The 25,820-nt window shown below is 45.9% G+C and carries 21 protein-coding genes; 14 read left to right on the forward strand and 7 right to left on the reverse strand.

What is annotated here, in order from left to right; genetic code table 11:
• Window positions 1-5 precede the first annotated feature (5 nt).
• The 4 genes from ACFPFU_RS21795 to ACFPFU_RS21810 all read left to right on the forward strand — a co-directional run bounded on the left by ACFPFU_RS21795 (window position 6) and on the right by ACFPFU_RS21810 (window position 6,997).
• Window positions 6-3,032: an efflux RND transporter permease subunit gene (locus ACFPFU_RS21795; protein ID WP_377068120.1), complete on the forward strand. Its 3,027-nt coding sequence runs from the start codon at window positions 6-8 to the stop codon at window positions 3,030-3,032.
• Between the two features lie 822 nt (window positions 3,033-3,854).
• A complete protein-coding gene (locus tag ACFPFU_RS21800) occupies window positions 3,855-5,225 on the forward strand; it encodes a GntP family permease (RefSeq protein ID WP_377068122.1) in 1,371 nt (456 codons plus the stop codon).
• A 38-nt stretch (window positions 5,226-5,263) separates the two neighbouring features.
• On the forward strand, window positions 5,264-6,235 hold the full coding sequence (gene denD / locus ACFPFU_RS21805; RefSeq protein ID WP_377068124.1) for a D-erythronate dehydrogenase: 972 nt from the start codon (window positions 5,264-5,266) through the stop codon (window positions 6,233-6,235).
• Between the two features lie 9 nt (window positions 6,236-6,244).
• A complete protein-coding gene (locus ACFPFU_RS21810; protein ID WP_377068126.1) occupies window positions 6,245-6,997 on the forward strand; it encodes an SDR family oxidoreductase in 753 nt (250 codons plus the stop codon).
• 44 nt (window positions 6,998-7,041) lie between these two features.
• Here ACFPFU_RS21810 and ACFPFU_RS21815 read toward each other — a convergent pair whose 3' ends face one another.
• Complete coding sequence (locus ACFPFU_RS21815) at window positions 7,042-7,740, reverse strand: energy transducer TonB (protein ID WP_377068128.1); 699 nt, start codon at window positions 7,738-7,740, stop codon at window positions 7,042-7,044.
• A gap of 452 nt (window positions 7,741-8,192) precedes the next feature.
• Here ACFPFU_RS21815 and ACFPFU_RS21820 point away from each other — a divergent pair, with 452 nt between their 5' ends.
• Together ACFPFU_RS21820 and ACFPFU_RS21825 are read left to right on the forward strand one after the other, a co-directional pair.
• Entirely contained in the window at window positions 8,193-8,471 is a 279-nt protein-coding gene (locus tag ACFPFU_RS21820) for a YciI-like protein (RefSeq protein WP_377068130.1), read from the forward strand.
• 56 nt (window positions 8,472-8,527) lie between these two features.
• Window positions 8,528-9,070, forward strand: a complete 543-nt coding sequence (locus ACFPFU_RS21825) for a hypothetical protein (RefSeq protein ID WP_377068132.1) — start codon at window positions 8,528-8,530, stop codon at window positions 9,068-9,070.
• Between the two features lie 165 nt (window positions 9,071-9,235).
• On the opposite strand, the gene ACFPFU_RS21830 is transcribed toward ACFPFU_RS21825, so the two are convergent.
• Together ACFPFU_RS21830 and ACFPFU_RS21835 are read right to left on the reverse strand one after the other, a co-directional pair.
• Complete coding sequence (locus ACFPFU_RS21830; protein ID WP_377068134.1) at window positions 9,236-9,742, reverse strand: nicotinate-nucleotide adenylyltransferase; 507 nt, start codon at window positions 9,740-9,742, stop codon at window positions 9,236-9,238.
• A 244-nt stretch (window positions 9,743-9,986) separates the two neighbouring features.
• Window positions 9,987-10,673 carry a DUF899 domain-containing protein gene (locus tag ACFPFU_RS21835; RefSeq protein WP_377068136.1) on the reverse strand — a complete coding sequence of 229 codons (687 nt, stop codon included), beginning with the start codon at window positions 10,671-10,673 and terminating at the stop codon, window positions 9,987-9,989.
• A gap of 477 nt (window positions 10,674-11,150) precedes the next feature.
• Between ACFPFU_RS21835 and ACFPFU_RS21840 the strand changes: the two genes are divergently transcribed.
• Both ACFPFU_RS21840 and ACFPFU_RS21845 read left to right on the forward strand, forming a co-directional pair.
• Window positions 11,151-12,449, forward strand: a complete 1,299-nt coding sequence (locus tag ACFPFU_RS21840; protein ID WP_377068138.1) for an amidohydrolase family protein — start codon at window positions 11,151-11,153, stop codon at window positions 12,447-12,449.
• Between the two features lie 111 nt (window positions 12,450-12,560).
• Window positions 12,561-12,740 (forward strand): histone H1, encoded by a 180-nt coding sequence (locus ACFPFU_RS21845; protein ID WP_377068140.1) that lies wholly within the window; start codon window positions 12,561-12,563, stop codon window positions 12,738-12,740.
• A gap of 132 nt (window positions 12,741-12,872) precedes the next feature.
• Here ACFPFU_RS21845 and ACFPFU_RS21850 read toward each other — a convergent pair whose 3' ends face one another.
• The gene (locus tag ACFPFU_RS21850; RefSeq protein ID WP_377068142.1) at window positions 12,873-14,681 is read right to left on the reverse strand and encodes a serine hydrolase; all 1,809 of its coding nucleotides are present in this window, start codon (window positions 14,679-14,681) and stop codon (window positions 12,873-12,875) included.
• A gap of 346 nt (window positions 14,682-15,027) precedes the next feature.
• Here ACFPFU_RS21850 and ACFPFU_RS21855 point away from each other — a divergent pair, with 346 nt between their 5' ends.
• The 4 genes from ACFPFU_RS21855 to ACFPFU_RS21870 all read left to right on the forward strand — a co-directional run bounded on the left by ACFPFU_RS21855 (window position 15,028) and on the right by ACFPFU_RS21870 (window position 21,537).
• Window positions 15,028-15,513, forward strand: coding sequence for a hypothetical protein (locus tag ACFPFU_RS21855; protein WP_377068144.1), 486 nt, complete (start codon window positions 15,028-15,030; stop codon window positions 15,511-15,513).
• Between the two features lie 223 nt (window positions 15,514-15,736).
• Complete coding sequence (locus tag ACFPFU_RS21860; RefSeq protein WP_377068146.1) at window positions 15,737-18,175, forward strand: ABC transporter permease; 2,439 nt, start codon at window positions 15,737-15,739, stop codon at window positions 18,173-18,175.
• A gap of 435 nt (window positions 18,176-18,610) precedes the next feature.
• Entirely contained in the window at window positions 18,611-19,564 is a 954-nt protein-coding gene (locus tag ACFPFU_RS21865; RefSeq protein WP_377068235.1) for an endo-1,4-beta-xylanase, read from the forward strand.
• Window positions 19,565-19,827: 263 nt separating this feature from the next.
• Window positions 19,828-21,537: a glycoside hydrolase family 43 protein gene (locus ACFPFU_RS21870; protein ID WP_377068148.1), complete on the forward strand. Its 1,710-nt coding sequence runs from the start codon at window positions 19,828-19,830 to the stop codon at window positions 21,535-21,537.
• A gap of 175 nt (window positions 21,538-21,712) precedes the next feature.
• On the opposite strand, the gene ACFPFU_RS21875 is transcribed toward ACFPFU_RS21870, so the two are convergent.
• From ACFPFU_RS21875 to ACFPFU_RS21885, 3 genes are all read right to left on the reverse strand, one after another.
• Entirely contained in the window at window positions 21,713-22,261 is a 549-nt protein-coding gene (locus ACFPFU_RS21875; protein ID WP_377068150.1) for a DinB family protein, read from the reverse strand.
• A 321-nt stretch (window positions 22,262-22,582) separates the two neighbouring features.
• Window positions 22,583-23,422 (reverse strand): phosphodiester glycosidase family protein, encoded by an 840-nt coding sequence (locus ACFPFU_RS21880; RefSeq protein ID WP_377068152.1) that lies wholly within the window; start codon window positions 23,420-23,422, stop codon window positions 22,583-22,585.
• Window positions 23,423-23,564: 142 nt separating this feature from the next.
• Complete coding sequence (locus ACFPFU_RS21885; RefSeq protein ID WP_377068154.1) at window positions 23,565-24,362, reverse strand: LytR/AlgR family response regulator transcription factor; 798 nt, start codon at window positions 24,360-24,362, stop codon at window positions 23,565-23,567.
• A gap of 201 nt (window positions 24,363-24,563) precedes the next feature.
• Here ACFPFU_RS21885 and ACFPFU_RS21890 point away from each other — a divergent pair, with 201 nt between their 5' ends.
• Both ACFPFU_RS21890 and ACFPFU_RS21895 read left to right on the forward strand, forming a co-directional pair.
• Window positions 24,564-25,031, forward strand: coding sequence for a hypothetical protein (locus ACFPFU_RS21890; RefSeq protein WP_377068156.1), 468 nt, complete (start codon window positions 24,564-24,566; stop codon window positions 25,029-25,031).
• Window positions 25,032-25,280: 249 nt separating this feature from the next.
• Complete coding sequence (locus ACFPFU_RS21895) at window positions 25,281-25,586, forward strand: nucleotidyltransferase family protein (RefSeq protein WP_377068158.1); 306 nt, start codon at window positions 25,281-25,283, stop codon at window positions 25,584-25,586.
• The last annotated feature ends 234 nt before the right edge of the window (window positions 25,587-25,820 follow it).

Genomic DNA, 25,820 nt, shown 5'->3' on the forward strand with positions numbered 1-25,820 from the left:
ATGTAATGGTCAGATTTTTACTAGCCAGACCCATAGCGGTAGGCATGACTTTTTTGGCGCTGATTGTATTCAGTGTCATTGTGTTCCGGACTTTGCCTATCTCGCTGCTCCCGCCAATCGACGTGCCGCAGATCGTCATCAAGGTCAGTTATCCCAATGCTTCTCCTGAATCCATAGAGCAGAACGTGTTGCGCCCTATACGGGAAAGCATGGTCACTTTAAACGGTCTGGAAAACATGGAAAGCAAGTCGGGCAGTGAGGTGGGAAATGTTCGGCTGAGCTTTGATTATCAGACCAAAATGGAACTGGCGTACATAGAGGTAAATGAAAAAATCGATCGTCTCACCAATGGCCTTCCCGTTGATCTGCCCCGTCCCCAGGTCGTCCGTATCAATACCAATGACATTCCTGTGGCAAGGCTGCAGATCATCCCCAAGGAAGGGACCGACTACGTACAGGTGTCCCTTCTTACAGAAAATGTGATCAAAAAAAGACTGGAACAACTGGATGGCGTGGCTTTGGTGGACATCAATGGCAGACAGGACCGTGTGATTACCGTCGAACCTTATAAATCTGTACTTGCGGGTCTTGGGGTGACAGAAGACGAGGTGATTGCAGCCATTGAAGCCGGTAACAGCGATTTGCCCGCCATCAGTGTGGAAGACGGACAGTTCAGGTACTATCTGAGGTTAGCCACAAGATTGGAAACACCGGAGGATGTTATGGCCCTGCCAGTAAGGACAGGTGACGGCCCAGCGGTACCCCTTTCCAAAGTAGCCCGTGTCCGCTATGAACTGGATAGACCCACCGGCTATCACCTGTTTCGTGACAGAGAAGGCCTGGTAGTGACCATACATAAGCAGTCAGCTGCCAAAATGAACGAATTGATGCCCCTGGTGTATGAAGCAGTGGAAAAATTCGAGACGGACTTCCCTCAAGTGGATTTTGAACTGACCCAGGATCAGTCTATGCTGCTGAATGCGGGAATAAGTAACCTGCAGACCAGTTTGCTATTCGGCGGCATTTTTGCATTTGGCGTGTTGTTTATCTTTATGGGAAATTACCGCACACCGATCATCATCGGTATAAGTCTGCCTTCTTCCCTGATTATCAGTTTTTTGGTTTTCTATTTTTTCGGACTTTCCGTCAATGTCATTTCTCTCAGCGGCTTGGCTTTGGGGCTGGGCATGTTGATCGATAACTCCATCATCGTATTGGACAATATAAGCAGGAAAAGAAGAGAGGGGCTTCCTTTGCTGGAGGCCTGTGTCACGGGGGTGAATGAGGTCATGTCGGCTTTGATAAGTTCCGTACTGACCACCCTGGCGGTATTTGTGCCTTTGGTGTTTTTGAGCGGTATTTCCGGAGCTTTGTTTTATGACCAGGCAGTATCGGTAGCAGCGATCCTGTCCGTCTCCTTGCTTGTGGCGTTTATCCTCCTGCCGCTGCTGTACAGGTTATTTTTTCAGTTCCGTGAACATGTAGTGGAAAAGGAGGACAGCAGGTTTTTCATGGTTTTACTAAAAGGCTATGAAAACGTGTACCAAAGCATATTCAGAAGGAGAAAACTTTCCCTCTTCCTGTTGTTTCTGCTTATTCCCTGCATGCTTTTGCTGAGCTTGTTGCTTCCCGTGGAAGGTCTGCCTCCTATTGAGAAACATGACCTGTTGATCACGCTTGATTGGAATGAGCCGGTAAATGCCTCCCAAAGTAAAGAAAGAATAATAGCCTTGTTGGAAAGTTTACAGGATGGCTATGTACAGGCTGAAAGTGATATCGGGCTGCGTCAGTTTTTGCTGTTTGAGGGTGAAAACTCCATACAGCAGGCCAGCCTTTATCTGCTGTTTGAGAACCAGGGACAAAAAGAAGCCCAAAGCAAATTTATTTCCTCGCATATCCGCAGCCGTTTCCCACAGGCCAGTCTCACGATCAAGGATGCGCCGAATGCTTTTGACCAGCTCTTCAGTTCCAACCTCCCCTACTATGAAGTGAGGTGGAAAGACCTTGCCACAAAAAGGCCTGTAGATGCGGCGAAGATGGATCCGTGGCTGGATGAATTGCCCATTACACATTGGGCAAGAGGCCCGGGTTTGCAGAAAGAGTCGGCGGTGATTTTCCGCGTGGACAGGGAAAAGCTTGCGTTGTATGGATTGGAAGTGGATAAGCTATTAAAGGAAATCCAGAAGCTTTTTGGGAATTATTTGATTACGGACATCAAACGTTTTGGGGAGATCACGCCGATTGTGCTGAGACCCAGTTCTGTGGATTTTCAGGGACTTCTTCGTGAAAGTTACCTCTACGGAGAGGAAAACACCCCCTATGCGCTAAGCAATTTTGTGAGGTTTTCCTACGATGACCATTATAAGTTTGTGACGGCTGACAGGGCGGGGATTTATCAGTCGGTAGTGGTGGAAACAGACCAGCCTTACGTCCATGACAGCCATTTCCGGCAATGGGGAAATGCCCGGGATTTGAGCATTGACTTTGCGGGCCAATATTTTCAGGATCGGGAAACTATACGACAGCTGATCGGCATATTGATGGTGGCGGTGCTGCTGTTATATTTTATTCTGGCCGCACAATTTGAGAGTTTTGTTCAGCCCCTAATTGTGATTTTCACCCTTCCTTTGGGTATAGGAGGTGCATTTTTGGTATTGTGGCTTACCGGTACTTCTCTAAACGTGATGTCAGCCATCGGTTTGGTGGTCATGTTGGGAATTATGGTAAATGACGCCATCCTTAAAATTGACACCATCAACCGGCTACGTGTACAATATAGTGCCGAAGGGGGGGGCAATAGGGTAAAAATTTTGGACAGGGCGTTGTTCCATGCCGGCGAGATCCGTTTAAAACCCATCGTGATGACTTCTGTCACCACCATCCTGGCTTTGCTGCCCGTTGTATTCAGTGCCGGTTTAGGAGCAGACCTTCAGCGTCCGTTGGTTTTTAGTGTGATTGGAGGGCTGACTATCGGTACATTTACTGCATTGTACTTTGTTCCGTTGGCATATTGGTTTCTGGCTCGAAAATGAATAACCCGGAAGAAGGGATAGGGTTAGGCCGTCAGAAAGTATTTTTGTTAACGTGAGTTTTTGTAAAAAAGCCGTCATCGGCAGGTGCGAGGGATGCAGTACCCGGTCGTCCGATTTACCTTGACGGTGTCAGCGCTGAAGCGATCTCTTTACAGCTGCATAGAGGACGAGACTGTTTTTCTCCGGCTTGGAAAAACGTCATTTCCGCCTTGCAGATTTCCGGCGTTAAGAAATTTAAGAAGCGGGGGCAAGGGGACAGGCATGTCTGAGGAGGTTTTTTGGCAGCAGGCACGGCAAATATGGTTGTGATGTTTTCCAAAAACCGACGAGTTTGCCTGTGTGCGGGCTGCCTTAAATTTTAGCCGGAAAGATGCACAGCGGCGGGGTTTTTTGGGTTACTTTTTTGACCTGCAGCAAAAAAAGTAACAAAATGAAATAAGCAAGAATTAAACACTTAATCTGACGACCGCATCAAGGAAGGGACTGCTTCCTCGTGCCTTCCTACCAATGACGGACTTCAGAAAGCCTTTCAGAATCGGTTTCTAGACCATTTTTAATTCATGGCTACAATTACCCGATACGCATGGCGGCCACGCTGTTCAGGATAAAGGTAACTTAACGCCGTCATTTCTCTGTTACAAATTCTAAATTTTTAAAACTCGCAGTGACGATAGACGGCTTTTTTAAATGTTCATACTCCAAACTCGCGTTTTGTGAGACAAAGGCGAGGGTACAACCGGTGATTTTATCCGAAAACACAGCGCAATTTAATTTTTGACCTGATAGTTAAATTTTTTCCTTATTTTTTTCTTTATTTAATCCATGGGATCATTTGTTTATTCTGATTACTGGCCTTTTGCGGTGCTTTTGTTGAGTGTAATCCTGGTGGTGACCTTGATTACCCGATGGCGTTTTCATCCTTTTATCGCATTAATGCTGTCCGCGATGTTTGTGGCATTGCTATCCCCGGCTTTACCAGAAGTGCCGGGACAAAACCCGGTCATCACGATAATAGAACTGCCTATGATGGAGTTTGGGATAATGGCGGGGAAGATAGCCTGGGTCATTGCCTTAGCCGCTGTAATAGGAACGGCTATGATGGAAAGCGGCGCCGCCGAACAGATCGTAAACTGGCTGTTGAAAACACTTGGTGAGAAACGGGCGGCGACTGCGCTGATGATAAGTGGTTTTATATTGTCCATACCGGTTTTTGTGGATACTGTCTTTTTCTTGTTGATTCCTTTGGGCATCACCCTGGCCCTTAAGACAGGCAGGGATTTTGTCCTGTATGTGGTCGCCATTGGCGGTGGCGGCGTCATCACCCACAGTATTGTTCCGCCAACGCCGGGGCCGTTGATTATGGCCGAAACGCTCAGTCTTGATTTGGGAATCGTCATATTCGCGGGTCTCGCGACTGGTCTTGTACCGGCCATTGCCGTAATTGTTGTAGGAAAATGGCTGAACAAGAGGCTAAATATTCCGGTGAGGGTAACCAATTCGCATGTCACATCCATTCCAAACCCGCCGTCTCTCATGTTATCGGTTTTGCCGATTGTTCTTCCAATTTTGATGATCAGCTTCGCCTCCACTGTAGAGGCCGTTACCGGGGAACTGCCGGACTGGATTGCATTCCAGGGGAACAAGAACATTGCCATGGGGGTGGGAACCTTTGTGGCACTTTTTCTTTGGGCCAGAGGGCAAAAGCTGGGATCAAATGCGCTCTGGCAGGGTATTGCAAAACCATTGGAGGTAGGAGGGGTCATCATATTGATCACCAGCGCGGGCGGGGCTTATGGTGCTATGATAGCCCACAGTGGTGTGGGCAAGGCCATCAGCCTTGCCACCGAAGGATTTCAAGTACATTATATCCTGCTGGCTTGGATCATTGCCGCCGTCTTGAAAATTGCCCAAGGTTCCGGAACCGTTGCCATGATTTCAGCTGCCGGTATTATGGCGGCGTTGGTGGGCCCCGAATACCACCTGCCCTACCATCCTATTTACATCCTGCTCGCTATGGGATTTGGATCCCTTTTTGTATCTTGGATGAACGATAGTGGTTTTTGGGTCGTGGTCCGTCTGAGTGGTTTCACCGAAAAGGAAGGACTGCAGACCTGGACATTCATCCTTGCCATCATTGCGGTGGTTGGACTTGTTCAGATTTTGTTTTTGTCCTGGATGTTTCCGTTAATCTGAAAGAAACGAATAATCAATAATTTTAAAACCTATTTAATATGAATGTACTTATTCTAGGTGGCGGGGGATTTTTAGGCAGACGGCTGGCCAAAGAATTGATAGAAAAAGGAGGGCTTGCCCTAGGTGATATTACCCATCTCAAAGCAGTGGACATCGCTTTTCCTACGGACATGTTTCAGCATGTAAAACTAGAGTGTATAGAAGCGGATTTCAGTGATGAGACAACCATTCGCAGCATCCTGCAGGACCGGCCGGACGTGATCTTTCACCTTGCGGCCGTTGTGAGCGGCGAGGCGGAAAAGAATTTTGACCTGGGCATGAGGGTGAACTTCCACGCATCCCTGCAATTGTTGGAACTATGCCGTAAACTGGACTACTCACCCAGAATCGTATTTTCCAGTTCCTGCGGTGTTTTTGGGGGAGATGTTGACAAAGTGATAACGGACGAAACAGGACCCAAGCCGCGGAGCTCTTATGGCACGCAAAAAGCCATGGTGGAGCTATTGATGAATGACTATAGCCGGCGGGGATTTGTGGATGCCCGCAGCGTAAGGCTTCCTACGATTTCTGTAAGACCCGGAAAGCCCAATGCGGCCACTTCTTCTTTTTTGAGCGGCATTATCCGGGAACCCCTAAACGGTCAAAAAGCTACCTATCCAGTACCTCCACAATCGGAATTTTGGCTCCTGTCGCCAAAAAGAGTGGTGCAGAATTTCATCCATGCGGCCAATATAGATGCGGATTCACTGGGTGATGACAGGGTAATCAATCTTCCGGGGTTGACCGCTTCGGTGCAGGAAATGATAGAAAGCCTTGAACGTGTCACCGGTCCCGGGATCACCAAACTGATATCCCATGAACCGGATGCGTTTTTGCAGAGCATCGTACTTACCTGGCCCCCTCATTTTGATACCACACGGGCCGAACAACTGGGCTTTGTCGGAGATGCATCGGTGGAAGAGATCATACGGTCGTATATGGAGGAGGAAGATATACAAATCTTTAAATGACAACAGCGAATGAGTCAACATCATAAAGTGGCCATCATCACCGGTGCCGGATCCGGTATAGGCAGGGCAGTGGCGGTAGCATTGTATCAGGATGGATGGACAGTGGTTTTGGCGGGAAGACGGGAACAGCCGTTAAAAGAAACAGCAAAGCTATGCGGAGGGGGAGAGACCCTGGTCATGCCAACCGATATCAGCCATGCGGACAGTGTCAAAAACCTTTTCCGGCAAACTATGGCAGCTTTTGGCCGTCTGGATTTGCTTTTTAACAATGCGGGGACAAATGTGCCCCCCAAACCGTTGGAAGAGCTGAGTATGGAGGAATGGCACCAAGTCATGAACATCAATGTTACCGGGGCTTTTTTATGCACCCAGGAGGCCTTCAGGATCATGAAGGGCCAAACGCCGCGCGGTGGCCGCATCATCAACAATGGCTCCATTTCTGCTCATGTGCCGCGTCCGCATGCCGCTCCTTACACGGCCAGCAAACACGCCATCACGGGTCTGACCAAAGCCAGCGCGCTGGAGGGTAGGGATTTTGATATCTCCTGTGGTCAAATAGACATTGGTAATGCCAGCAGTGCGATGACCCAAAAAATTGAAGAAGGGACGTTACAGGCAGATGGATCGCTGAAGGTCGAAGCCACCATGGATGTGCAGAATGTGGGCCGGGCAGTGGCCTATATGGCCAGTTTACCACCCGGTACCAATATTCCCTTTATGACCATCATGGCGGATAAAATGCCTTATATGGGCAGAGGTTGATACATGCGACGGGCTACACCTATATTGCCTAGCATTCTGAAGGCTTAACGCATTGTCTGTACAGAACTGGAAAAGGACTGCTTAAAGTTTATTGTTAGCAACACCACGCTATCCCTGGCTTGGCCGTCGATGTGGAGAGGTATCCATTCATCGGGAAGCAGGCTGATCACACGTAAGGCCTCCTCGTCCAGGGCTTTGTCCACAGGATCTGTAATCAGCGGTCTGGTCATCCTGCCATCCCGGGTAACGGTCACCCACACCCCCACAGTTCCCTGGGCTTTTCTTACCTTCGCGCCATAAGGATATTCCAGGTTGTGAACCAAATTGTAAAGTACCTTGGCATCCCCTCCCAACAGCACAGGCTTTTCTCCAGATGTTACCTCCACCAAATCCTCTCCCTCCAGTATAAACACCGCCTTTACGGCCCTAAAATCCTCCATCATCTCAAATTCATAAGTCGAAAAATTAAATTTTTGGATCAGCTTACCCTGGGCATTAAAGTACTCCCAAACACCAGCAGGTTGGTCGTGGTCATATTGCCCCATTTCTTTAAAAGACATGGTGCCCTTGAAAACCCTTTCATAAGGACCATGCTTGATGCCGGTACCTTTGATGATGTGGTAGACAGCTTTTGTTTTCGGGTCTTTGGTTTTGTGCGTGACTTTTTCCGTCTCCTGAGCCGGTAAGGAAAAAGGAAGGAACAAACAAAACAGCAACATGCCGGAGTAAAAAAGATTTTTCATGGGATATACCAGGGTAAATGTTCATCAACTAAAACTAATGCTTTCAAAAAACATATCCAATTTTAGTAGAGAAAAAATCTGTTATGGAAATGTATTCATCCCAAGCCGTAGTGTGAAATCAAGCATGAAATGTCGGATTTCAGTAACTCCCATTGGTTCTGGAGATGTCCACGCCTGACGGCAGTCAGGGATTGCACAGCCTGCCCCGGACCCGGTGAACGGGATTCGGGGAATCAGCACGAAGGAGGTTTTTGATTTAAAAGCCGTTCAATTAGATGGTTATTTCCATAACATTGGTGTCAAGCGTAGACCTGCCCCACTCTGCCCCGCATTGGTTTCAGGGAACTTGCTTAGGGATTAGTGGATAAAAAAACGTTTGGGATTTCCGTCAATTTACACTTGACACGACATTAGGATATGGTTTTTTATCCGGTAATGCTTACCTTCATGATATGTATTTTATCCTTACCTATGTCACCGTTGAAGATTATGTGACCAAAAGGGCGCCGTTTAGGTCAGCGCACTTGGCCCTGGCCATGGAATACCATGATAAGGGTTTCTTGAAGATGGGCGGGGCATTGGCGGACCCGGCTGACAAAGCGGTACTGGTTTTCCGATGTCAGGATAAATCCGTAATCGAAGATTTTGTCCGGCAGGACCCTTACGTACAAAACGGGCTTATCGTCTCATGGGAAGTGCGGGAGTGGACAGTGGTGATAGGTGGGGAATAAAGAGAAAAAGTATTTGTCATTAAATTATCGGGCTGATGAGCCCCATAAACCACACTATGTCCATAGTATCGGAAGAATCCATAAAAAAAGCCACGGGAAAAACCTGGTCCTACTGGTTTGATTATTTGGACAGGATAAATGCCGGGCAATTTTCGCATAAAGAGATAGCGGATAAACTCCATGAACTTGATGGTGTCACAGGATGGTGGGCGCAAACCATCACGGTGGAATATGAACGGAAAATCGGGAGGAGGGAAGTAGGTCAAACCTGCGAAGGAGATTTCCAGGCTTCCGCCAGCAAAACCCTTCCGGGAACCATGGATCATGTGTTTTTTCTTTGGCAGGAATTTGTCAGAGATATGGACCGGTTTAACCATGTGGCCTATGACAGTGTCCCTCAGCTGAGTGAGACACAAAAATGGCGTTACTGGCGTGTCAATCTGAAGGATGGCAGCCGGGTATCGATCATCATCAACCAGAAAAGTGAGGGAAAAGTGCTCCTGGCGGTCAATCAGGAAAAGCTGACCGATGCCAAAGCCGTAGAAGATTGGAAAGCCTATTGGAAGACGCAGTTACAGGAATTCCACAGGTGGATATGATGACACGGTGACCAGATCCTGACAGGGTTCAACATTCCTATGCAGGTTTTTAAGGGCGCGAGGGGATATAGGTTGGATGCATGCCGGGAAGCCGGGTAAGAGGGGAATGACTTGAAAAAGGAGCAGTCCGATGTGACAGCTCCTTTCCTTTTCGTTAACCAGGGTTTACATAAAATTACCTTTTTCGTCAATTCTCACTTTCATCCGCTTGTCGTCATTTTCCAGCAGCAGTTTGTACCTTTTATTTGTGCCCTTTGCGTCATTGTAAGTTACAAGGTAAACATCTTTTGAGATGGTCCAATTAGGAAATCTTTTCGCAACAGCTCGTTCTACTGCTTTTGGCAACTGGACATTACTGAATTTTTCAGCTGTCCGGAGAAGGTTTCCCTCTTTGTCGTAGGAAGCGAGGATTTTTCCTTCCGGGATAAAAAAGGAAATGTGGTAATAATCGTATTCATCTTCATAAAACGGTGACTCTTTCACATCATAGGCCGCCGCTTCGTACCTGATTGTGCGGACGGGTTCCGATACTTCCTCTTTTGTCGTAGAACTCAGGTATTTATAGTTAACGGCGGTAACTTCGATTTCAGGTAATTTCACCTGACCATTGGCGTTGAGGACGGATCCGAAAACGAATCCACCAATCAGAATGGTTAACATGGATTTTTTCATGGCGATAATCATTTAGTGACAAATGCAGGGATTTCACTTTAAATAATACCAAATTTAAATATTGTTGGGCGCCCTAATAGTGATGGAAATTTAAATAATGGGTGATTTTCATCACCCGGATATTGGCTTTGACAAAAAAATTACATAAGGCGGCGTCGCCGTTTTTAAGGTATTTCCCACGGACAGCAAAGCCTTTAGCCAAAAAATGCAGATGTATTGTAAGCAGGGTTAAATGACAAACGGATCAAGTATTCTCATATTTATCATGCCGGCGCCACCACTGGTAGGGCGGGGTTTGCGGCCAGCCTTGGGGGGAATCCTCCCATGATTCCTGCCGGCCATAAGGCGTGATGTCCAGATAGCTCCATGTATTGCCCAGGTATTCATCCCCGCGGCTGGTGGAGAAATACGTCCGGTAAACATCATTTCCATCCCGGAGGAAGACGCTGTGGCCGGGCAGTTCATCTTCTCCCTCTGTCACACCCATATCATAATTAAAGTCACTCCCGAAAGAAGAGTACCAAGGGACAGTCCATCCCATTCTTTTTTTGTAAGCCTCTATTTTGTGCAGCGGAGCGCGGGAGACAAGGACGAGGGAAGTATTCCGGGCATGTAAATGAGTGGGATTGCCCATGCCGTCCACCAGCATGGAGCAGCCCACACAGCCTTCATCCCATGTGGGTCCGAACATAAAATGATAAAGAATAAGCTGTTGACGACCATTAAAAAGATCCATCAGACTGGCTTGTCCGTCGGGACCTTCAAAGGTGTAGCTTTTTTCAATTTTGATCATCGGTAACCGGCGGCGCCGGGCATTGATTTTATCCCTTAAGCGGGTCAACTCCTTTTCCTGTTGAAGGAACTCCTCTCTGGCGGCTTTCCATTTTTCGGGAGAAACCACTTCAGGAAGTCTTTGAATATTTTCAGCCATGATAATTGAGGTTTTGGGTTATAAAGGACATGAAATGCCGGATATTGATTGTTTATTCAAAACTTACAGAACGTTTTTCTTGCTGACGGGAGCGTATTTCGTACAACTTTCCGCCATTTAACTTATTTCTACCCATTGGATTTTCGGTTAAAGATGAAAGGATTAATCATCCTATGTATGCGGCATGAAACCGTATCCTGAATGCTGTGGGTTTTGGCTTCCCTATGCGCGCTATAGACAATTACCGGCGAGGATTACGGTTTCGAAATTTCAATCTACCGATATATCAAAGTTAATCAGATGGAGATTCTCCTTTGCTATGTAAAAACGACATTTTAGAAGGTTGATTACGACATGCCTTGTTCTTTAATAAGCTTCATAGAATTTATTACATAAGAATTCGGGTGATATTTTTTGAACAGATAATCCTGACCGGACACAATTGCATGTACCCGATAATCTTGCTAAATTAAGACCATGAACCATAGCCCACTGTTGCTCTTGTTGTTTCTCTCTGTTTTCTGTTGCAAAGAACGGGAATCATCGACCGATGTGTATAGCGCCTTTACTGGAGGTACCATTGTTGATGGAAGCGGAGGAGTCCCTATCGAAAACGGTGTATTATTGATCAAGGAGGGTCGGGTGGTGGCTATTGGTGAAATGGGGGAAGTAGACGTGCCGGAGAATGCCTTTGTCAAAGATGTTACCGGGAAGACCATTATCCCCGGGTTGATCAATGCCCATGGGCATGTGGGTGATGTAAAAGGGATCGAAGGAGGACATTACTCCCGGGATAATGTTATTGAGAATTTATCTATATACGCACGGTATGGGGTTACTACTGTCGTAAGTCTCGGCGGGGATAAAGAAGAGGCCGTGTCACTCCGCCATGTAAATGACAATTTTCCCCAGCAAAGAGCCCGTCTTTACATCGCCGGGGAGGTGGTGACGGGGCAGACGCCGGAAGAGGCCGTGTCAATGGTGGATCAAAACCACAAAATGGGGGTTGACTTTATGAAGATCAGGGTGGATGACAATTTGGGCACAAGCACCAAGATGACCGAAGAAGTGTACAGGGCAGTGATCAACCGGTCCCACGGACTTGGCTATAAAATCCCCACCCATATGTATTATCTGGAGGATGCGAAAAAATTACTTGACGCTGGTTCTGACCTCTTGGCGCATAGTGTAAGGAACCAAGAGGTTGATGATTCCTTTATCGAGTTGATCAAAGAAAAGCAGATAGGCTATTGCCCCACCTTGACCCGCGAACTTTCTACTTATGTATACGGAGACACTGCCTCCTTTTTTTCTGACCCCTTCTTTCTGAGAGAATACGATCAGGAGACCATTGCGCCTTTGTTAGATCCATCCCGGCAGGAGAAGACAAGGAACAGCCAAAGTGCCCAGACTTATCAGGCGCAGCTTCCGGTAGCTTATGCTAACCTGAAGATCTTAAATGATGCTGGCGTGCCAATAGTTTTCGGAACAGACAGTGGGGTGCCTACCAGGTTTATGGGTTATTTTGAGCATTTGGAAATGGAAATGATGGCCGAAGCGGGGCTGACGCCCATGGAGATTATCGTATCAGCCACCAAAAATGCCGCGGAATACCTGGAGTTGGAAAAGCTGGGTGTCTTGGCGCCGGGTTTTTGGGCTGATTTTATTGTTTTGAACGCAGATCCGTTGATGGATATCCGGAATCTCAGAGAATTGGACGGCATTTATATCGGAGGGGTGGAAGTGGAGCAGCGCGTTTCTTCACCGGCAAAATAGCAGGAGAATGAAGGTTTTATGAATATTAAACTTCATTTATTCCGCCATAGAATAGGTGATTTCATATTTTTCAACTAACTTCACTTGGATTTAACTTAAACCTTATAGAAAATGAGCAGATTTAATGAAGTAAAAGACCTGATATCCGGTCTTGAAGGCGATTTCGAAAAATTTTATGACAAAGGAAACAAAGCGGCAGGTACGCGTGTCAGAAATGGCATGAATGAAATCAAAAAGCTTGCCCAGGACATCCGTAAAGAAGTCACTGACATGAAAAACTCAAAAAAATAATATTTACCTATCAGGAAAATATCAAATGCATTCCAAAATCCCCTTCTGGTATCTTGAAGGGGATTTTTTAGGTGGAATCCGCTAATCCACCAATTAAATCCATCCGGTCCCAAACATCCGGTTAAAAACCTATTATTTCCGAGCGTCTTTCTCCTGTTGTATTCGGGCGAGCATTTTTGTGGCATTGTGGTTGTCAGGATCCATCGCAAGTGATTTTTGGTAGTTTGCCACTGCCATATCCCACTCGCCAAGCTCCATACAAGCTTCCGCATAACTGTCGTAAACGTTAGAGCTGTTTGGATACAGGAGCATATTGATTTCAAAAAGCTGCTGAGCCAACCTGGGCTTTTTCGCAGCCAACAGGCGGTATCCCATTTGGTTCAGCCTGTCCTCATCAATGGCCGGGTCCCCCGGATCTGTTTCCGCTAAATTACGGTAAGCATCCAAGGCACCATCGAAGTCTCCCTCAAACAGCCTTTCAATGGGAAGTTTTTCCTCAGCTTTCATGTGTGAATAAACAGACTCGGCTTTTTCCGTATAAGGATTTAGCAGCATCAGCTCCAGTTTGCCGGTCTGCTTATTCATTCTGAAGCGCAGCGGTTGGAGTTGTTCGCGGGCAATAAATGTACTGTCGGCTATCCTGACCAGCTCCACATTTCCGCCGCTTAAACTTTTTTTCAATAAGGCATCATCCTTGCGATATACCGCTATCAATTCATCATGGCCTTTTCGATAACGTCCGTCAATTTCCAGGGCGGTCCGGTCCGGGAGACTCCTGTATACCGGAACAAAGTTATCCCATTTGTAGGTAAGGGCTACAGACCTTATCAGCTCCGCTATGAATTCGGGTTGGTTGGCATTGGTGAGCACGACTACCCCATAGCCTTTTTCTGTATGGGCCGCAAGCTGGCTGGAAAAACCTTCATCCCAGCCCCCATGGCCGAAATAGAGGTCGTCCTTCCTTTTATCCAGAAATATTCCCAAGCCTATAAAATCGGACACATTGGATGTCAACATGGCTTTAGCCATTTCCTGGGATAATATCCTGTTGTCTTTCCCTGCGTAGGCCTGTTGTACGTTGATGGCAAATTTGGCGAGGTCCTCAGCAGTGGTCCATAATCCAGCTGCGGCCATTTCAGGGTAGGTGTGCCTTTTTCCCTTTGTCATGGATCCGTCCGGCAGGTAGCCTGTGGCCGCCATATCCAGTTGTCCATCCTGCAGCGGTTGCTCATACGTGCTGTTTTCCATTCCAAGCGGCTGCAGTATCAACTCTTCCATTAAATCGGGGAAAGATTTTCCCTGTATGTCCATCATCATCTGTTGCGCGATGCAGTATCCGCCGCCAGAATAGCGGAAACTTTCACCAGGGAGCTTGTCTACCCGGATGGCGGCCGAATTGGCCGGTTCGAGGCCATCCAATACCTGGGAGAGGGTAGGTACCGGCAAGTCAGGGCTGTAACCCAAGAACCCGTGTACAGTGGTGCCTGCGGTATGACTCAACAGCTGCCTGAGGGTGACTTTCTTTCGCGCTGTCCATTCGTTATCAGGCAAATGCCATGTTTTCAAGTAACTGTTAATATCTTCATCAAGCGCTATCTTATTTTCGAGGACAAGCCGCAATGCGCCATATGCCGCCACCGGCTTACTGATGGATCCTGCCTGGAAAAGGGTTCGGTTGGTAACCCGTTTTTTGCTTTCCTTATCCATTACCCCATAGCTCTTTGACCATTCGATCTTATTATCGGCAATTACGGCTATGCTGACACCCGGCACCCCATAATGCGCCATGCGCGCTTCAATGGTCCAGGTAGGATCACCTTCGATGTATACCGGCCCGATCAGGTTTGTTTCCACCTGTCTAACGGTATCCTTCGTCCCGGAACATGTGCATGCGGTAAATCCACCGATCCACATGATGATCAAAACCAAGCTATTTTTCATTGTTGTTAAGTTTAATGAATACTTATCGGACAGCTCAATTTTATAAAAGATGTTGGCAAGGGATAAAATTGCTTGATGGCTATTAAAGCCCACTTCCCGATTAATTTACTAAATTATGCTGGGATTGTCTCTGCTTAAATTATTATTTTTCGGCCTGTGCCTGCGTCAACTCCCTTTATTTGGTAAAGAATCGCGGGGTGTCCAATATTGGTTGATGAGAAGCGGTCCGGTTTGAAAGAAAATTTAGGTAACTACAGATATGCACTCTGTACCTTTTGTCGTTGGTTTGGGACAATATGGCTTATTTTTACGTCTATATTTAGTACAAATAACCATCTCTCCGATCATGAAACCGTCTCTTTTGCCTTGTTTTTTCGTTTTCATTCTCCTCGCTACTTCCTGCAATGATGACGACATGGTTCTTAATTCCGCTATGCTGTACGGTACTTGGGAACATAGCTGGCACAATCCGAACATGGGGCTGAATACTGTGGATGTTTATGTATTTGGTGAAAACCGGAGTTTTGAAAGGTATCTTGTTTACAGGGATCCGGAATCAAATGAAATATCGGGGTATGGGTACTATCAATCCGGAACTTACGCCCTAAGCGGAGACAATGCCACTTTTTTTATTGAGACCGTTTTGCTGCCACAAGAGGAGGATTTCGCCGACCTGGAGGACCTTGCGGAAAGCGAAGGGGGTTTTGAACGTTCTGTGCGATTGGAATTCCTTGAAGCTGGATCGAAACTGCTCATCGATCTTGGCCCATGCAATGACGTGATTGTGGCCGCCATGTGTATAGAAAATTCTATTTATACGAGGGTGGAATGATCATTACCTGTCGAACGAAATTGTCCGTCAGCGGGCAATTTTGTTCGGCCCGCGGGTTTTTGAGGCAGACTTAACGGCATCTGAAAGGTTTTGGGGCTAATTAAAGGTGGTATGAAATTAGATAAATAGTTTCTGCGATGTAAATCAGGGAGGGTGTATTGTTTTCAAACCGTCACCGTAGCCGGGATATTTACCTATTCGCATTCATCTAAATTAACAAGCTATGTTAACCCACTACCTCAAAATCGCCAGCCGCAACCTGTTTCGAAGCAGGATTTTTTCGTCGATAAATATCATTGGACTTGCGGTGGGTATGGGGGGGTGTTTGGTGATCCTCCAGTTTGCCCATTTCGAAATGAGCTATGACCGGTTCCATAAAAATGCGGACCGCATTTACCGGGTACGGCATGACCGGTATCTTGATGGTGAGCTCCAATATCAAAAAGCACAGGCATTTATTCCCACGGGGCAGGCCATGATGGATGAATTCCCCGAAGTAACAAGCTACACGACTTTATTCAGAATAAGCTCGGAATACGATATTGTGGTCAGCCATACTGCCAAAGACGGAGAAAGCATCCGCTTTTCTGAAAAGGACGTATATCATGTCAAAGGCAAATTTTTTGAACTTTTTTCATTTCAAATCATTGAAGGCAACCGAGATATAGAAGCTTTGGAACCCAATACCGTAATGGTTTCAGCATCCACAGCAAGACGTTATTTCGGGGAAGAATCTCCCATAGGAAAAACGTTAAGTCACAGCTTAGCCGAAAACTACAGAATAGTGGGGGTATTTGAGGACATTCCCGAGAATGCCCATATGAAATTTGATTTCCTTTTTGCCTGGCAGGAAGTGACATCTCCTGACAGCGGCGGCGATGATGCGAATTGGAGATGGGATGGGTTTTATACGTACCTGTTATTGGCACCTGAAGCAGACGCGGCATTGTTGGAAGGAAAATTCCCTGCGTTTATACAAAAATACAACATAGGACAGGTCAACAAAAAAGCAAGTTCAGTATTTGTACTCCAGCCCCTGACCTCCATTCATTTGCACTCGGATCTATTGGGGGAAGCCGGTCAAAACGGGGATGCAAAAACCGTCTATACGCTGCTTGGCGTAGCGGTTTTTGTTTTGATCATTGCATGGATCAATGCCATCAATTTGTCCACTGCCCGTTCTTTGGATAGGACAAAGGAGATTGGCGTGAGAAAAGTAATAGGTTCGGGAAAAAATGAAATAATAAAACAATTCCTCACCGAATCACTGGTTTCGAATTTCTTGGCTCTGGTGTTGGCCTGCATCTTGGTTCAGTTATTTTATACCTATTATGCCCCATATATAGGAATGTCGTCTTCTTCTTACCTCATGGAAGCGCCTTTCTTTTGGCTAGCTGCTTTATTGATGCTACTTATGGGAAGTTTCGTGTCGGGATTATACCCCGCCTTTGTGATTTCTTCCTTTAAGCCCGTTAACGCCATTAAAGGAAATTTCTCAAATGCCCCAACAGCACCGGTTTTTAATATAAGAAACGGGTTGGTGGTATTTCAATTCGTCATATCCATTTTCTTAATCGCTGCGGCATTGCTAGTAAGTAAGCAATTGAATTTCATGAAGTCGGGCAATCTTGGACTGAATTTGGAAAGTGCATTGGTAGTCAATACCCAGGTCACCTCCGGGGATTCTCTGGTTTCTAAGAACCTATCAATTTTTAAAGAAAAGATGAAGGGATATGCAAAGGTCAAGGGAGTAACTACCTCTTATGATATCCCAGGTAAGGAGTATTTAACTTTAATGCCCAATTTCAGGCATTCCAAAAACCAGGAAGAGTTTGTATCCCTACATTTTACCAGGATTGATCCCGAATTCATTCCGGCTTTTGAGATACCCCTGGTGGCGGGGAGGAATTTTCAGGAAGGATTAGACGGTAAGTTTACCATGATCATGAACGTGGAGGGGATAAAGGCGCTTGGAATTGATGATCCGGAAGAAGCAATTGGGTATGAAGTTGTTTGGGGCAACGTCAACATCGGGAAGGCGGAAATAGTAGGGGTTGTGGATTTTCGCTCAACATCTTTCAAACAACATAACTATCCCGTGGCATTCACGTCTACTGTTTTGCCTCATAAATATGTGTCCATCAGTTTTAATGGCAACGACATTGACGAGCACATCGAATTGGTAAGGAGCAATTGGGAAACCGTATTTCCCGAAGTTCCATTTGATTACTTTTTTCTGGACGATCTTTTCAATAGCCATTATCAATCAGAAAGGCATTTTGGACGTTTATTGATCATTTTTACCCTGCTGGCCATAATGGTAGCTTGTTCAGGACTTTATGCGATTGCTGCCTTGACCATGCTGCAAAAAACCAAGGAAGTGGGTGTGAGGAAAATCTTAGGGGCTTCTCTCGGAAGTCTCATGTTGCTGTTGTCAAAAAAATTCTTTCTCTTCATCATCCTGGCAGGAGGCCTCTCGCTCCCCATCATACATATGCTGCTGCGGGAGTGGTTAAAAAATTATCCTTATCAAACCGCGCTGTCCTGGTGGATTTATCTGGCCCCCATACTGGCTATTTTTATGATTAGCCTGCTGACCATCGGTCATCAGGTAATCAGAACTTCTTTCATCAATCCCTCAAAACTTTTGAGATATGAATAAGGCATAAAAAACCAATTTGCCATCAAAATAAGCTTTTGCCGTGGAGACGGTTGGCAGAAATCCCCGAGGGGCGGTGTCCGATGATCCTGGCCCGGAACCAATGGCTTTTAGGTTTTATGAAGCGAAGTATATCAGCATATGTTGGTTTTTCCGGTGGTTTACAGGTATTTTAGCACTAAATCAAAGGATGTTTTTTTCAGAATCCGGTTGCGCTGCATCCGACACGATTCTGCTATAATAAAAGAAGGAATTTATGAGAATCAGTTGGCACACAATGGGAGTTTTGTTGGGGGCACTTTTTGCGCTCATAACAGGATCGGGATCCAAAACGGGAAATGAAACCCCGAAACTAAAAACTTTGTTTGAAGGAAAATTTTTGATGGCACCGCTCTGAATGCACAGCAGATCTTGGGGAAAGACACGGCTGCCCTGGAGGTGATTAAGACACATTTTAATTCGATAGTAGCGGAGAACGTTATGAAAAGCGGACCGCTGCAGCGCCGGGAAGGAGAGTTTGATTTTTCATTGGCGGACCGGTTTGTGGAGTTTGGCGAGGACAACGAAATGCATATTACGGGCCACACCTTGATCTGGCATTCCCAGGCACCGAATTGGTTCTTTACAGACAGTCAGGGAAATGATGTTTCAAGGGAAGTGCTGATACAGCGCATGGAAAATCACATCAAAACGGTGGTGGGCAGGTACAAGGGCCGGGTGAAAGGATGGGATGTGGTCAATGAGGCCATCTTGGATGACGGATCATACAGGAAAAGCAAGTTTTTTGAGATTATCGGTGAGGAGTTCATCCCGTTGGCTTTTCAGTTTGCCCATGAGGCCGACACAGAGGCAGCGCTTTATTATAACGATTACTCCATGTCCAATCCGGGCAAACGGCAAGGGGTAATTTCCATGGTTAAAAAACTGCAGGAGGAAGGGCTCAAAATTGACGGTATAGGCATGCAGGGACATGTGGGCTTGGATTACCCTTCCCTTCAGGAATTTGAAAGAAGCATTGTGGCCTTTTCCGATTTGGGGGTGGAAGTGATGGTCACGGAGCTGGATATCACGGTGCTGCCCTCGCCCCGTGCGAACCAAGGGGCAGAGGTATCCACCAACTTTACCTATCAGGAAAAAATAAATCCCTATAAGGAGGGGCTGCCCGATTCGGTATCAGAGGCGCTGACGGAACGTTATCTTGACTTTTTTAAACTGTTTATAAAGCATCAGGATAAAATTTCAAGAGTAACTACATGGGGAGTTGCGGACCACCACTCCTGGAAAAACAACTGGCCTGTCCGTGGGAGAACGGACTATCCCTTGTTGTTTGACAGGAACTACCAGCCCAAGCCTATGGTGTCCCGCTTGGTTGAAGCGGTAACTTTGGATTAAGTTGAATGAACTTGTGGTGAGATTTTCTATATTAGCCCATGGTTCCAGGAAAACGATTCAGACCGGAGAATGCAATTCTTGTGTTTTAACCGTTGGCCGTGGCTATCCTTAGGGTAAGTGCGGGCCCCAGTAGGTAAAGACTGGAAAAAAGACAGCTGATATACCGACCGGTCGGGATGATTCAATTTTCCAACCCATGATGTTGACCATTTTCAATCAGGCAATGAGTAAACGGTACCATCTTAATCCAAAATAAACTATTCATGAAAAAGCAGCAGGCGATCATTTTAGCAGTCTTTTGTACTTGGTTTTCCATGACGGAAATATATAGCCAGAGCACGCAGAAGCATGCCCCTTTATTTTCCAAGGTGGTATATCAGGGGGATGATCAGGTCTACAAGGACTATCCGTTGAAGGAAGGTGAGTTTTATAATCCGATTTTACAAGGATGTTACCCTGACCCATCCATCACCCGAAAAGGAGATGACTATTATTTGGTCAGCTCCTCATTTGCCATGTTCCCTGGAGTGCCGATATTTCATTCCAATGATCTGGTGAACTGGAAACAAATTGGTCATGTGCTTGACCGGCCGTCTCAACTGAAAGTCCATGATGCAGGCATAAGCGCCGGCATATTCGCGCCTGACATTATTTATAACCCGCACAATGACACTTTTTATATGATCACCACGCAGTTTGCCGGCGGGTTTGGGAACATCGTGGTAAAAACAAAAGACCCTCACCAAGGCTGGAGCGACCCTATAAAATTGGATTTCGGGGGGATTGATCCCGCATTGTTCTTCGATGATGACGGAAAAGCGTATGTCGTGCATAATGACGCCCCGGATGAAGGGAAGGCGCTTTATGAGGGACATCGGGTCATCAAGCTCTGGGAATATGATTTGGATAAGGACCAAGTGATCGCAGGAACTGACCAGACCATCGTTGACGGGGGTGTGGATATTTCCCAAAAACCGATTTGGATAGAAGCTCCCCATATCTACAAAAAAGACGGCAAATATTATTTGATGTGTGCTGAGGGCGGCACTGGCGGATGGCACAGCGAAGTCATTTTCATCAGTGATCATCCCAAAGGCCCCTACAAGCCCGCGCCGGGCAATCCGATCCTTACCCAGAGGTATTTTTCCAAAGACAGGAAAAACAAAGTGGATTGGGCGGGGCATGCGGATTTGGTATTGGGGCCTGATAATCAGTATTACGGGGTCTTTCTGGGCATCCGTCCCAACGAAAAAGACAGGGTGAATACAGGCCGGGAAACCTTTATTTTGCCGGTGGATTGGTCAGGGGAGTTTCCCGTCTTTGTAAATGGACTTGTCCCCTTAGTACCCAAACTCAAAATGCCTCAAGGGGTTGAAAACATGACAGCGGGGGCTGGCTTTTTTCCCAACGGGAATTTTACTTATGAAGAAGATTTCTCATCCGAGAAGCTGGATTATAGATGGATAGGCCTTAGAGGACCCCGGGAAGAATTTATATCCATGACAAACAACGGCCTGCAAATCACCCCCTTTGAAACGAACATCAAAGAAGTAAAACCCACTTCAACATTATTTTACAGACAGCAGCATAATCATTTTTCATTTACCGCCACCGTAGACTACAAGCCGGCTTCAGAGAAGGATTTGGCGGGCATTGTGTGTCTGCAAAGCGAGCAGTTCCATTATGTATTTGGTCTCACCAAAAAAGGAAATGATGATTACCTGATACTGGAAAAGACGGAAAAAGGAGAATCACAGGTGTTGGCCAGTACGAAAATTGAGATCAAAGGCCCTGTGCACCTGCAGGTCAAAGCCAGGGGGGATGAATATGAATTCGGTTATTCCACCACAGGAGGTGATTTCGTTAACCTGGGAGGAACCGTTTCGGGAGATATTCTTTCCACCAACGTGGCCGGAGGGTTTACCGGCTGTTTGTTGGGTTTGTATGCCACCTCAGCCAACAATGCACGCTAAGCGGCAAAAGATACGCGCAATTCAGGTAATCTGATTTTGTGGAGGGAAGTCCCCGAAACGTAACAAGTCAAAAAAGATTCCCCCGAATATGGATTTGAAGTGATTAAATGCCTCTTCGGTATCGCCGGGGAAGTGGAGGTAAGGGTTTGCCGATGTCATTGCGCTGAAATTCTGATTATAGAATTTCAGGTTCATTTTCGGATGGGGACATTTTCAGAAAACTGTCAATACGGTCCTTTTGTCGGATATGGTGCCGTAAATGCATTTCCGCATACTGATACCATTCCCTGGCATCAAGGTATCCATGCCCCGGGTGTTTTGTCTTTCCGCTGTTGTCGTTGTTTGATATCTCTTTACCCAAATCATTTGCCTGATCATACAAATCCATCAACCCTACCTGCAGTTGAATTTTATTTCCTGGTTGTCCGACAACGATTTCTGGAGGGCCTACCAGTTTCTTATTGGGAAAGGCATTTGTAAGGAATAATTCCTTGGCCCCTTCCGACATGGATTTCGCTGAGTTTTCATTGTCGGAAAGGCATATCCTGACCTGCTGGAAGAAAAATCCTGTCTCTTCAATGATATGGGCATAAACTTGCCCCATTGACCAGCTGTTTTGATCGGGTTGGAGTAGGAGCTGATCAAAACTGTAGCCTTTAAGTTCCGTCAGCCAGTAATCAATGATTACATTGAATTTTTTTGTCAATTGGTGCACGTTGATCATGATGTTGTTGGCTTTATATTAAGGGTAAAAGTAAGTACTTTGGAAGTCATCTTTTCAGTGTGAAGCCGGCAATTTAGAAGGGTGATTACGACACCTGCTGTGCCCTTAATGTGCTTACTCGGATTTATAACAGAAGATTGATTGGGTCAATCTGGATGGCATGTACCTGATAATCCTCCTAAGACCATTATCACAAGCTTGACCAATGCCCATGGGCATATTGGTGAGATAAAGGGAATAGAGGGGCTCTAAAGAGAGGCGTATTGAAAATTTGTCGATATGCCGATGTCTCCTGACTTAAAACGGAAGTAACTTTCTTGCTTATCTCAGGTAAATAATGTTGGCCACCGACCGTTCACCCTCGTGGTCAAACGTTTTGTTATCCGACGGGTGGTTGACAATGTTGTTTTCAGTTGCGCCTTTAACAAACAGGGTGCTGCTTCCCCCGCCGTCAAGGTTCATGGCGTCCTGTGCACCCAGCCAGCGCAGGGTTTTTGCCAGTTCATCCAACCGCATCCCCTGTGCCAAACGGTTTCTGCCATCCACAACGATAAGAATAAGCTTCTTGTCAGCAGTCAGGGCCACCGCACTGCGCGGATGGCGGTTGTCGTTAAAAGGATTGTTGGTCAATGCCATGTCCCGGCCATCTTGCACCAAAAGCGGGCCTGAAAGTAAAATATCCGGAAAATCACTGCTTTGGTAGTTGATCGCGGAGCCGGGCTGGATGGCACTGGCTTTCTTGGAAAGCATCAGCACGGCATCGGCCCTGTCGGTTTCTTTTTGGGTAGTGTTGATGGTTTTACCGCCCACTTTCACGTAATCCACCGCTCCTCCGTTTTTCATGTCGAAAAAGCCTCCGTTGATCGCGACGATGGCTTGATTTTCCGCGGCGAACCGGGACGTCTTTTTCAATTGCGCCGGATCTGCTGCGATGCGGATTCTTTTACGGTACTTCCTGATATCGATTTCGACAAAATTAATCTCCTGCTGGCTTTGGAAAAGATCGTCAAAATGCCCTTGCTTCCACACCACCCCTTTTTTGATGGGCGTGGCTTTCCAGTTTTGGGTGACCACGGCCACAGAATCCGCCTGCTGCGCGAACAGTATGGTCTGAATGAAAAATAAAAAACCGGGTAAAAGGATGGATTTCAAATTGTTCATTTCTTTTTTGAGTGACGAATATAGCTATTTAAGACCTGTCATCATTCCCTCTTGAAAAAAGCATTATGGGATTTTCATTCGGCTCTCATACATTTTCCTTTCTCCTCAAAATTTTTGAGATAGGAATAGCAAGAAACCGTATTCATATCGCCAGCAATTTGTACAGGTCCTTTTTGTAAGACCTGCCGATAGGAATGGTGTGCCCGTCCAGAATGATGTGATTGTCATTGATGGTTTTGATCAGGTCGAGGGCCACCATATAGGATTTATGCACCCGGACCAGTTTTTTATCCGCCAAAAGCTTTTCGGTGGTTTTTAAGGAACCTTTGACGATGATCTGTTCCTGCTTGGTAAAAACAATCGAATAATCTTTTAATCCCTTTACATGCGTGACATGGTCCAGATTGGTTTTGATCTGCCTTGTGCCTGTTTTTAAGAAGACAATCTTTTCCTGGCCATTTGGGTGCTGCAAGTGGGATAGATCTGTTCCTGAGGTTTTCTTTTTTCTTTCCTCGTACCAATCAAGGCTGACCTTCAGCGCGGCGGTAAGCAATAAATACCAGGAAATGGTGACGAAATTATAAGGGAACGCATGCCAGAAATCCCTGCTGGCCAAGTCCCCTATGACATATCCATAAAGATAGATGTCATACAGGTTTTGCAAGCTGACATAGACAATAAGCGCCGAGAATAACAATAACGCATAAACCGTATATCTCCTGGCCCGGAAATACCGGGGGACCAGATAATAAAGATGAAAATATACCAATGATATGACCAGCAGAAGACGGACGGTTACGCATTCAATAAAATGGTCCGGCAGATTGAACTTTTGGATCAGGTATCTTCTGTCGTACAGAAAAATGACCGTCACCACCAGCCAAAACAACAAATGGTAGATCTTTCTGGGCACTGTCATATTCCTGATGGAGACATTCATGTTTACCTTTCTAAATCCCGCCTCTGTAAGTAAATATAAAATTAATAGTGGACAAAACCATCGTATACCAATAACTGATTTAATAGACGAACCGGTGCGGTTGTATAATAAACCCGTTGGTGGTCTACTTTATTTTCGCTTCATTTTTCTTAGGATTAATATTGTTTCAGGATATTTTATTTCACATTTAAAAATTCAGCTATGTTACACACCACATTCATACATGCGTTGGCCAAGGCGCTCGCGCTTGTTACCCTTTGTCTGTTGGGACTTGCTTTTACGACAAAGGCAGGATTAGACGGTTATGAGATTTATCTCAACGATCAACTCATTCTAAAACAGTACGTGAACCAGCCTTTGGATCTGAGAAAGCTCCAGTTGGAGAAAGCGGACCCCAATGACCAGTTGCGCATTTACTATACCCATTGCCACATTGACGGCGCAGGGACGGGCAGAAGCATTGCCGTCAAAGATCAAAAAGGACGTATTCTGAAGCAATGGGAATTTATGGATGTGGCCGACTCCCGTACAAGTGCGGTTATGGTTATACCTGTGAAAGAACTGTTGCAGCTGGAAAAGAGCCATGTCCATCATGACCTTACGCTCCATTATACCGCCAAGGAACTTTTTGAAGGAGAGACTTTTCTTGCTTCTTTCCGGCTGGACTAGCATGGGAACCGGGGGATGGGTGAACAGCCCCGGACACTTCCGGGAACGGCTTTTTTACAAAAACGTCCCTAACTCACGTTAAATAAAGCAAATTGCCTTTGATTGTTTATACAATCAGGGCAATTTTCCTGATCGACAGCCGCTGGCGTAGTTCAAGTTGGTGGGGCTGGCGGGAATCGAACCCGAACCAATGAGGAAAATAAGGCGTATTTCTAATTTTAGTATATTTGGATGGTAAATATAAGGCTTATGGTAGATTTGATTAAAGATAATCAGGAAGCATTAATAAAGCTTTGCCAACAATATCACGCTCAAACCATGCACGTTTTTGGATCAGCCTCCACCAACCATTTTCATGAATTCGGTGATGTGGATATTTTAATTTCCTTTAAGGAAATTCCCATTGAAAAATATACGGATAATTATTTTTGTCTTCATGAAGAATTGGAGCAATTATTCGGTCGGAAGGTAGATCTGATCGCTGAAAGGTCATTGAGTAATCCCTGTTTTATTAAAAGGGTAGAGGACACCAAGCAGTTACTTTATGCAGCATGATGTCAGAAAATATCTTTTGGACATTTCCACTTCAATCGATTCAATCAACGATTTTATTGAAAGCAGGAAAAACTTTAGTGAATAGGAATGAAATAAGTTATATACGTTGATTGATCGTATCATGTAGGATACATTTTTTTAATTAAAACGTATCGTATGTGATACGTTTATGAAGATTTTTCGTATCTCGATGACCTGGAATACGGTACCGCAGGGAAGATTCCACGCTGGCTC

It is taken from the genome of Negadavirga shengliensis (assembly GCF_042652345.1).
Taxonomy (GTDB): Bacteria; Bacteroidota; Bacteroidia; order Cytophagales; family Cyclobacteriaceae; genus Negadavirga; species Negadavirga shengliensis.

Excerpts from the sequence above, each read along its gene's own strand:
- ACFPFU_RS21795 (WP_377068120.1), top strand. The coding sequence starts at position 6 with ATGGTCAGATTTTTACTAGCCAGACCCATAGCGGTAGGCATGACTTTT.
- ACFPFU_RS21800 (WP_377068122.1), top strand. The coding sequence starts at position 3,855 with ATGGGATCATTTGTTTATTCTGATTACTGGCCTTTTGCGGTGCTTTTG.
- denD (WP_377068124.1), top strand. The coding sequence starts at position 5,264 with ATGAATGTACTTATTCTAGGTGGCGGGGGATTTTTAGGCAGACGGCTG.
- ACFPFU_RS21810 (WP_377068126.1), top strand. The coding sequence starts at position 6,245 with ATGAGTCAACATCATAAAGTGGCCATCATCACCGGTGCCGGATCCGGT.
- ACFPFU_RS21815 (WP_377068128.1), bottom strand. The coding sequence starts at position 7,740 with ATGAAAAATCTTTTTTACTCCGGCATGTTGCTGTTTTGTTTGTTCCTT.
- ACFPFU_RS21820 (WP_377068130.1), top strand. The coding sequence starts at position 8,193 with ATGTATTTTATCCTTACCTATGTCACCGTTGAAGATTATGTGACCAAA.
- ACFPFU_RS21825 (WP_377068132.1), top strand. The coding sequence starts at position 8,528 with ATGTCCATAGTATCGGAAGAATCCATAAAAAAAGCCACGGGAAAAACC.
- ACFPFU_RS21830 (WP_377068134.1), bottom strand. The coding sequence starts at position 9,742 with ATGAAAAAATCCATGTTAACCATTCTGATTGGTGGATTCGTTTTCGGA.
- ACFPFU_RS21835 (WP_377068136.1), bottom strand. The coding sequence starts at position 10,673 with ATGGCTGAAAATATTCAAAGACTTCCTGAAGTGGTTTCTCCCGAAAAA.
- ACFPFU_RS21840 (WP_377068138.1), top strand. The coding sequence starts at position 11,151 with ATGAACCATAGCCCACTGTTGCTCTTGTTGTTTCTCTCTGTTTTCTGT.
- ACFPFU_RS21845 (WP_377068140.1), top strand. The coding sequence starts at position 12,561 with ATGAGCAGATTTAATGAAGTAAAAGACCTGATATCCGGTCTTGAAGGC.
- ACFPFU_RS21850 (WP_377068142.1), bottom strand. The coding sequence starts at position 14,681 with ATGAAAAATAGCTTGGTTTTGATCATCATGTGGATCGGTGGATTTACC.
- ACFPFU_RS21855 (WP_377068144.1), top strand. The coding sequence starts at position 15,028 with ATGAAACCGTCTCTTTTGCCTTGTTTTTTCGTTTTCATTCTCCTCGCT.
- ACFPFU_RS21860 (WP_377068146.1), top strand. The coding sequence starts at position 15,737 with ATGTTAACCCACTACCTCAAAATCGCCAGCCGCAACCTGTTTCGAAGC.
- ACFPFU_RS21870 (WP_377068148.1), top strand. The coding sequence starts at position 19,828 with ATGAAAAAGCAGCAGGCGATCATTTTAGCAGTCTTTTGTACTTGGTTT.
- ACFPFU_RS21875 (WP_377068150.1), bottom strand. The coding sequence starts at position 22,261 with ATGATCAACGTGCACCAATTGACAAAAAAATTCAATGTAATCATTGAT.
- ACFPFU_RS21880 (WP_377068152.1), bottom strand. The coding sequence starts at position 23,422 with ATGAACAATTTGAAATCCATCCTTTTACCCGGTTTTTTATTTTTCATT.
- ACFPFU_RS21885 (WP_377068154.1), bottom strand. The coding sequence starts at position 24,362 with ATGAATGTCTCCATCAGGAATATGACAGTGCCCAGAAAGATCTACCAT.
- ACFPFU_RS21890 (WP_377068156.1), top strand. The coding sequence starts at position 24,564 with ATGTTACACACCACATTCATACATGCGTTGGCCAAGGCGCTCGCGCTT.
- ACFPFU_RS21895 (WP_377068158.1), top strand. The coding sequence starts at position 25,281 with ATGGTAGATTTGATTAAAGATAATCAGGAAGCATTAATAAAGCTTTGC.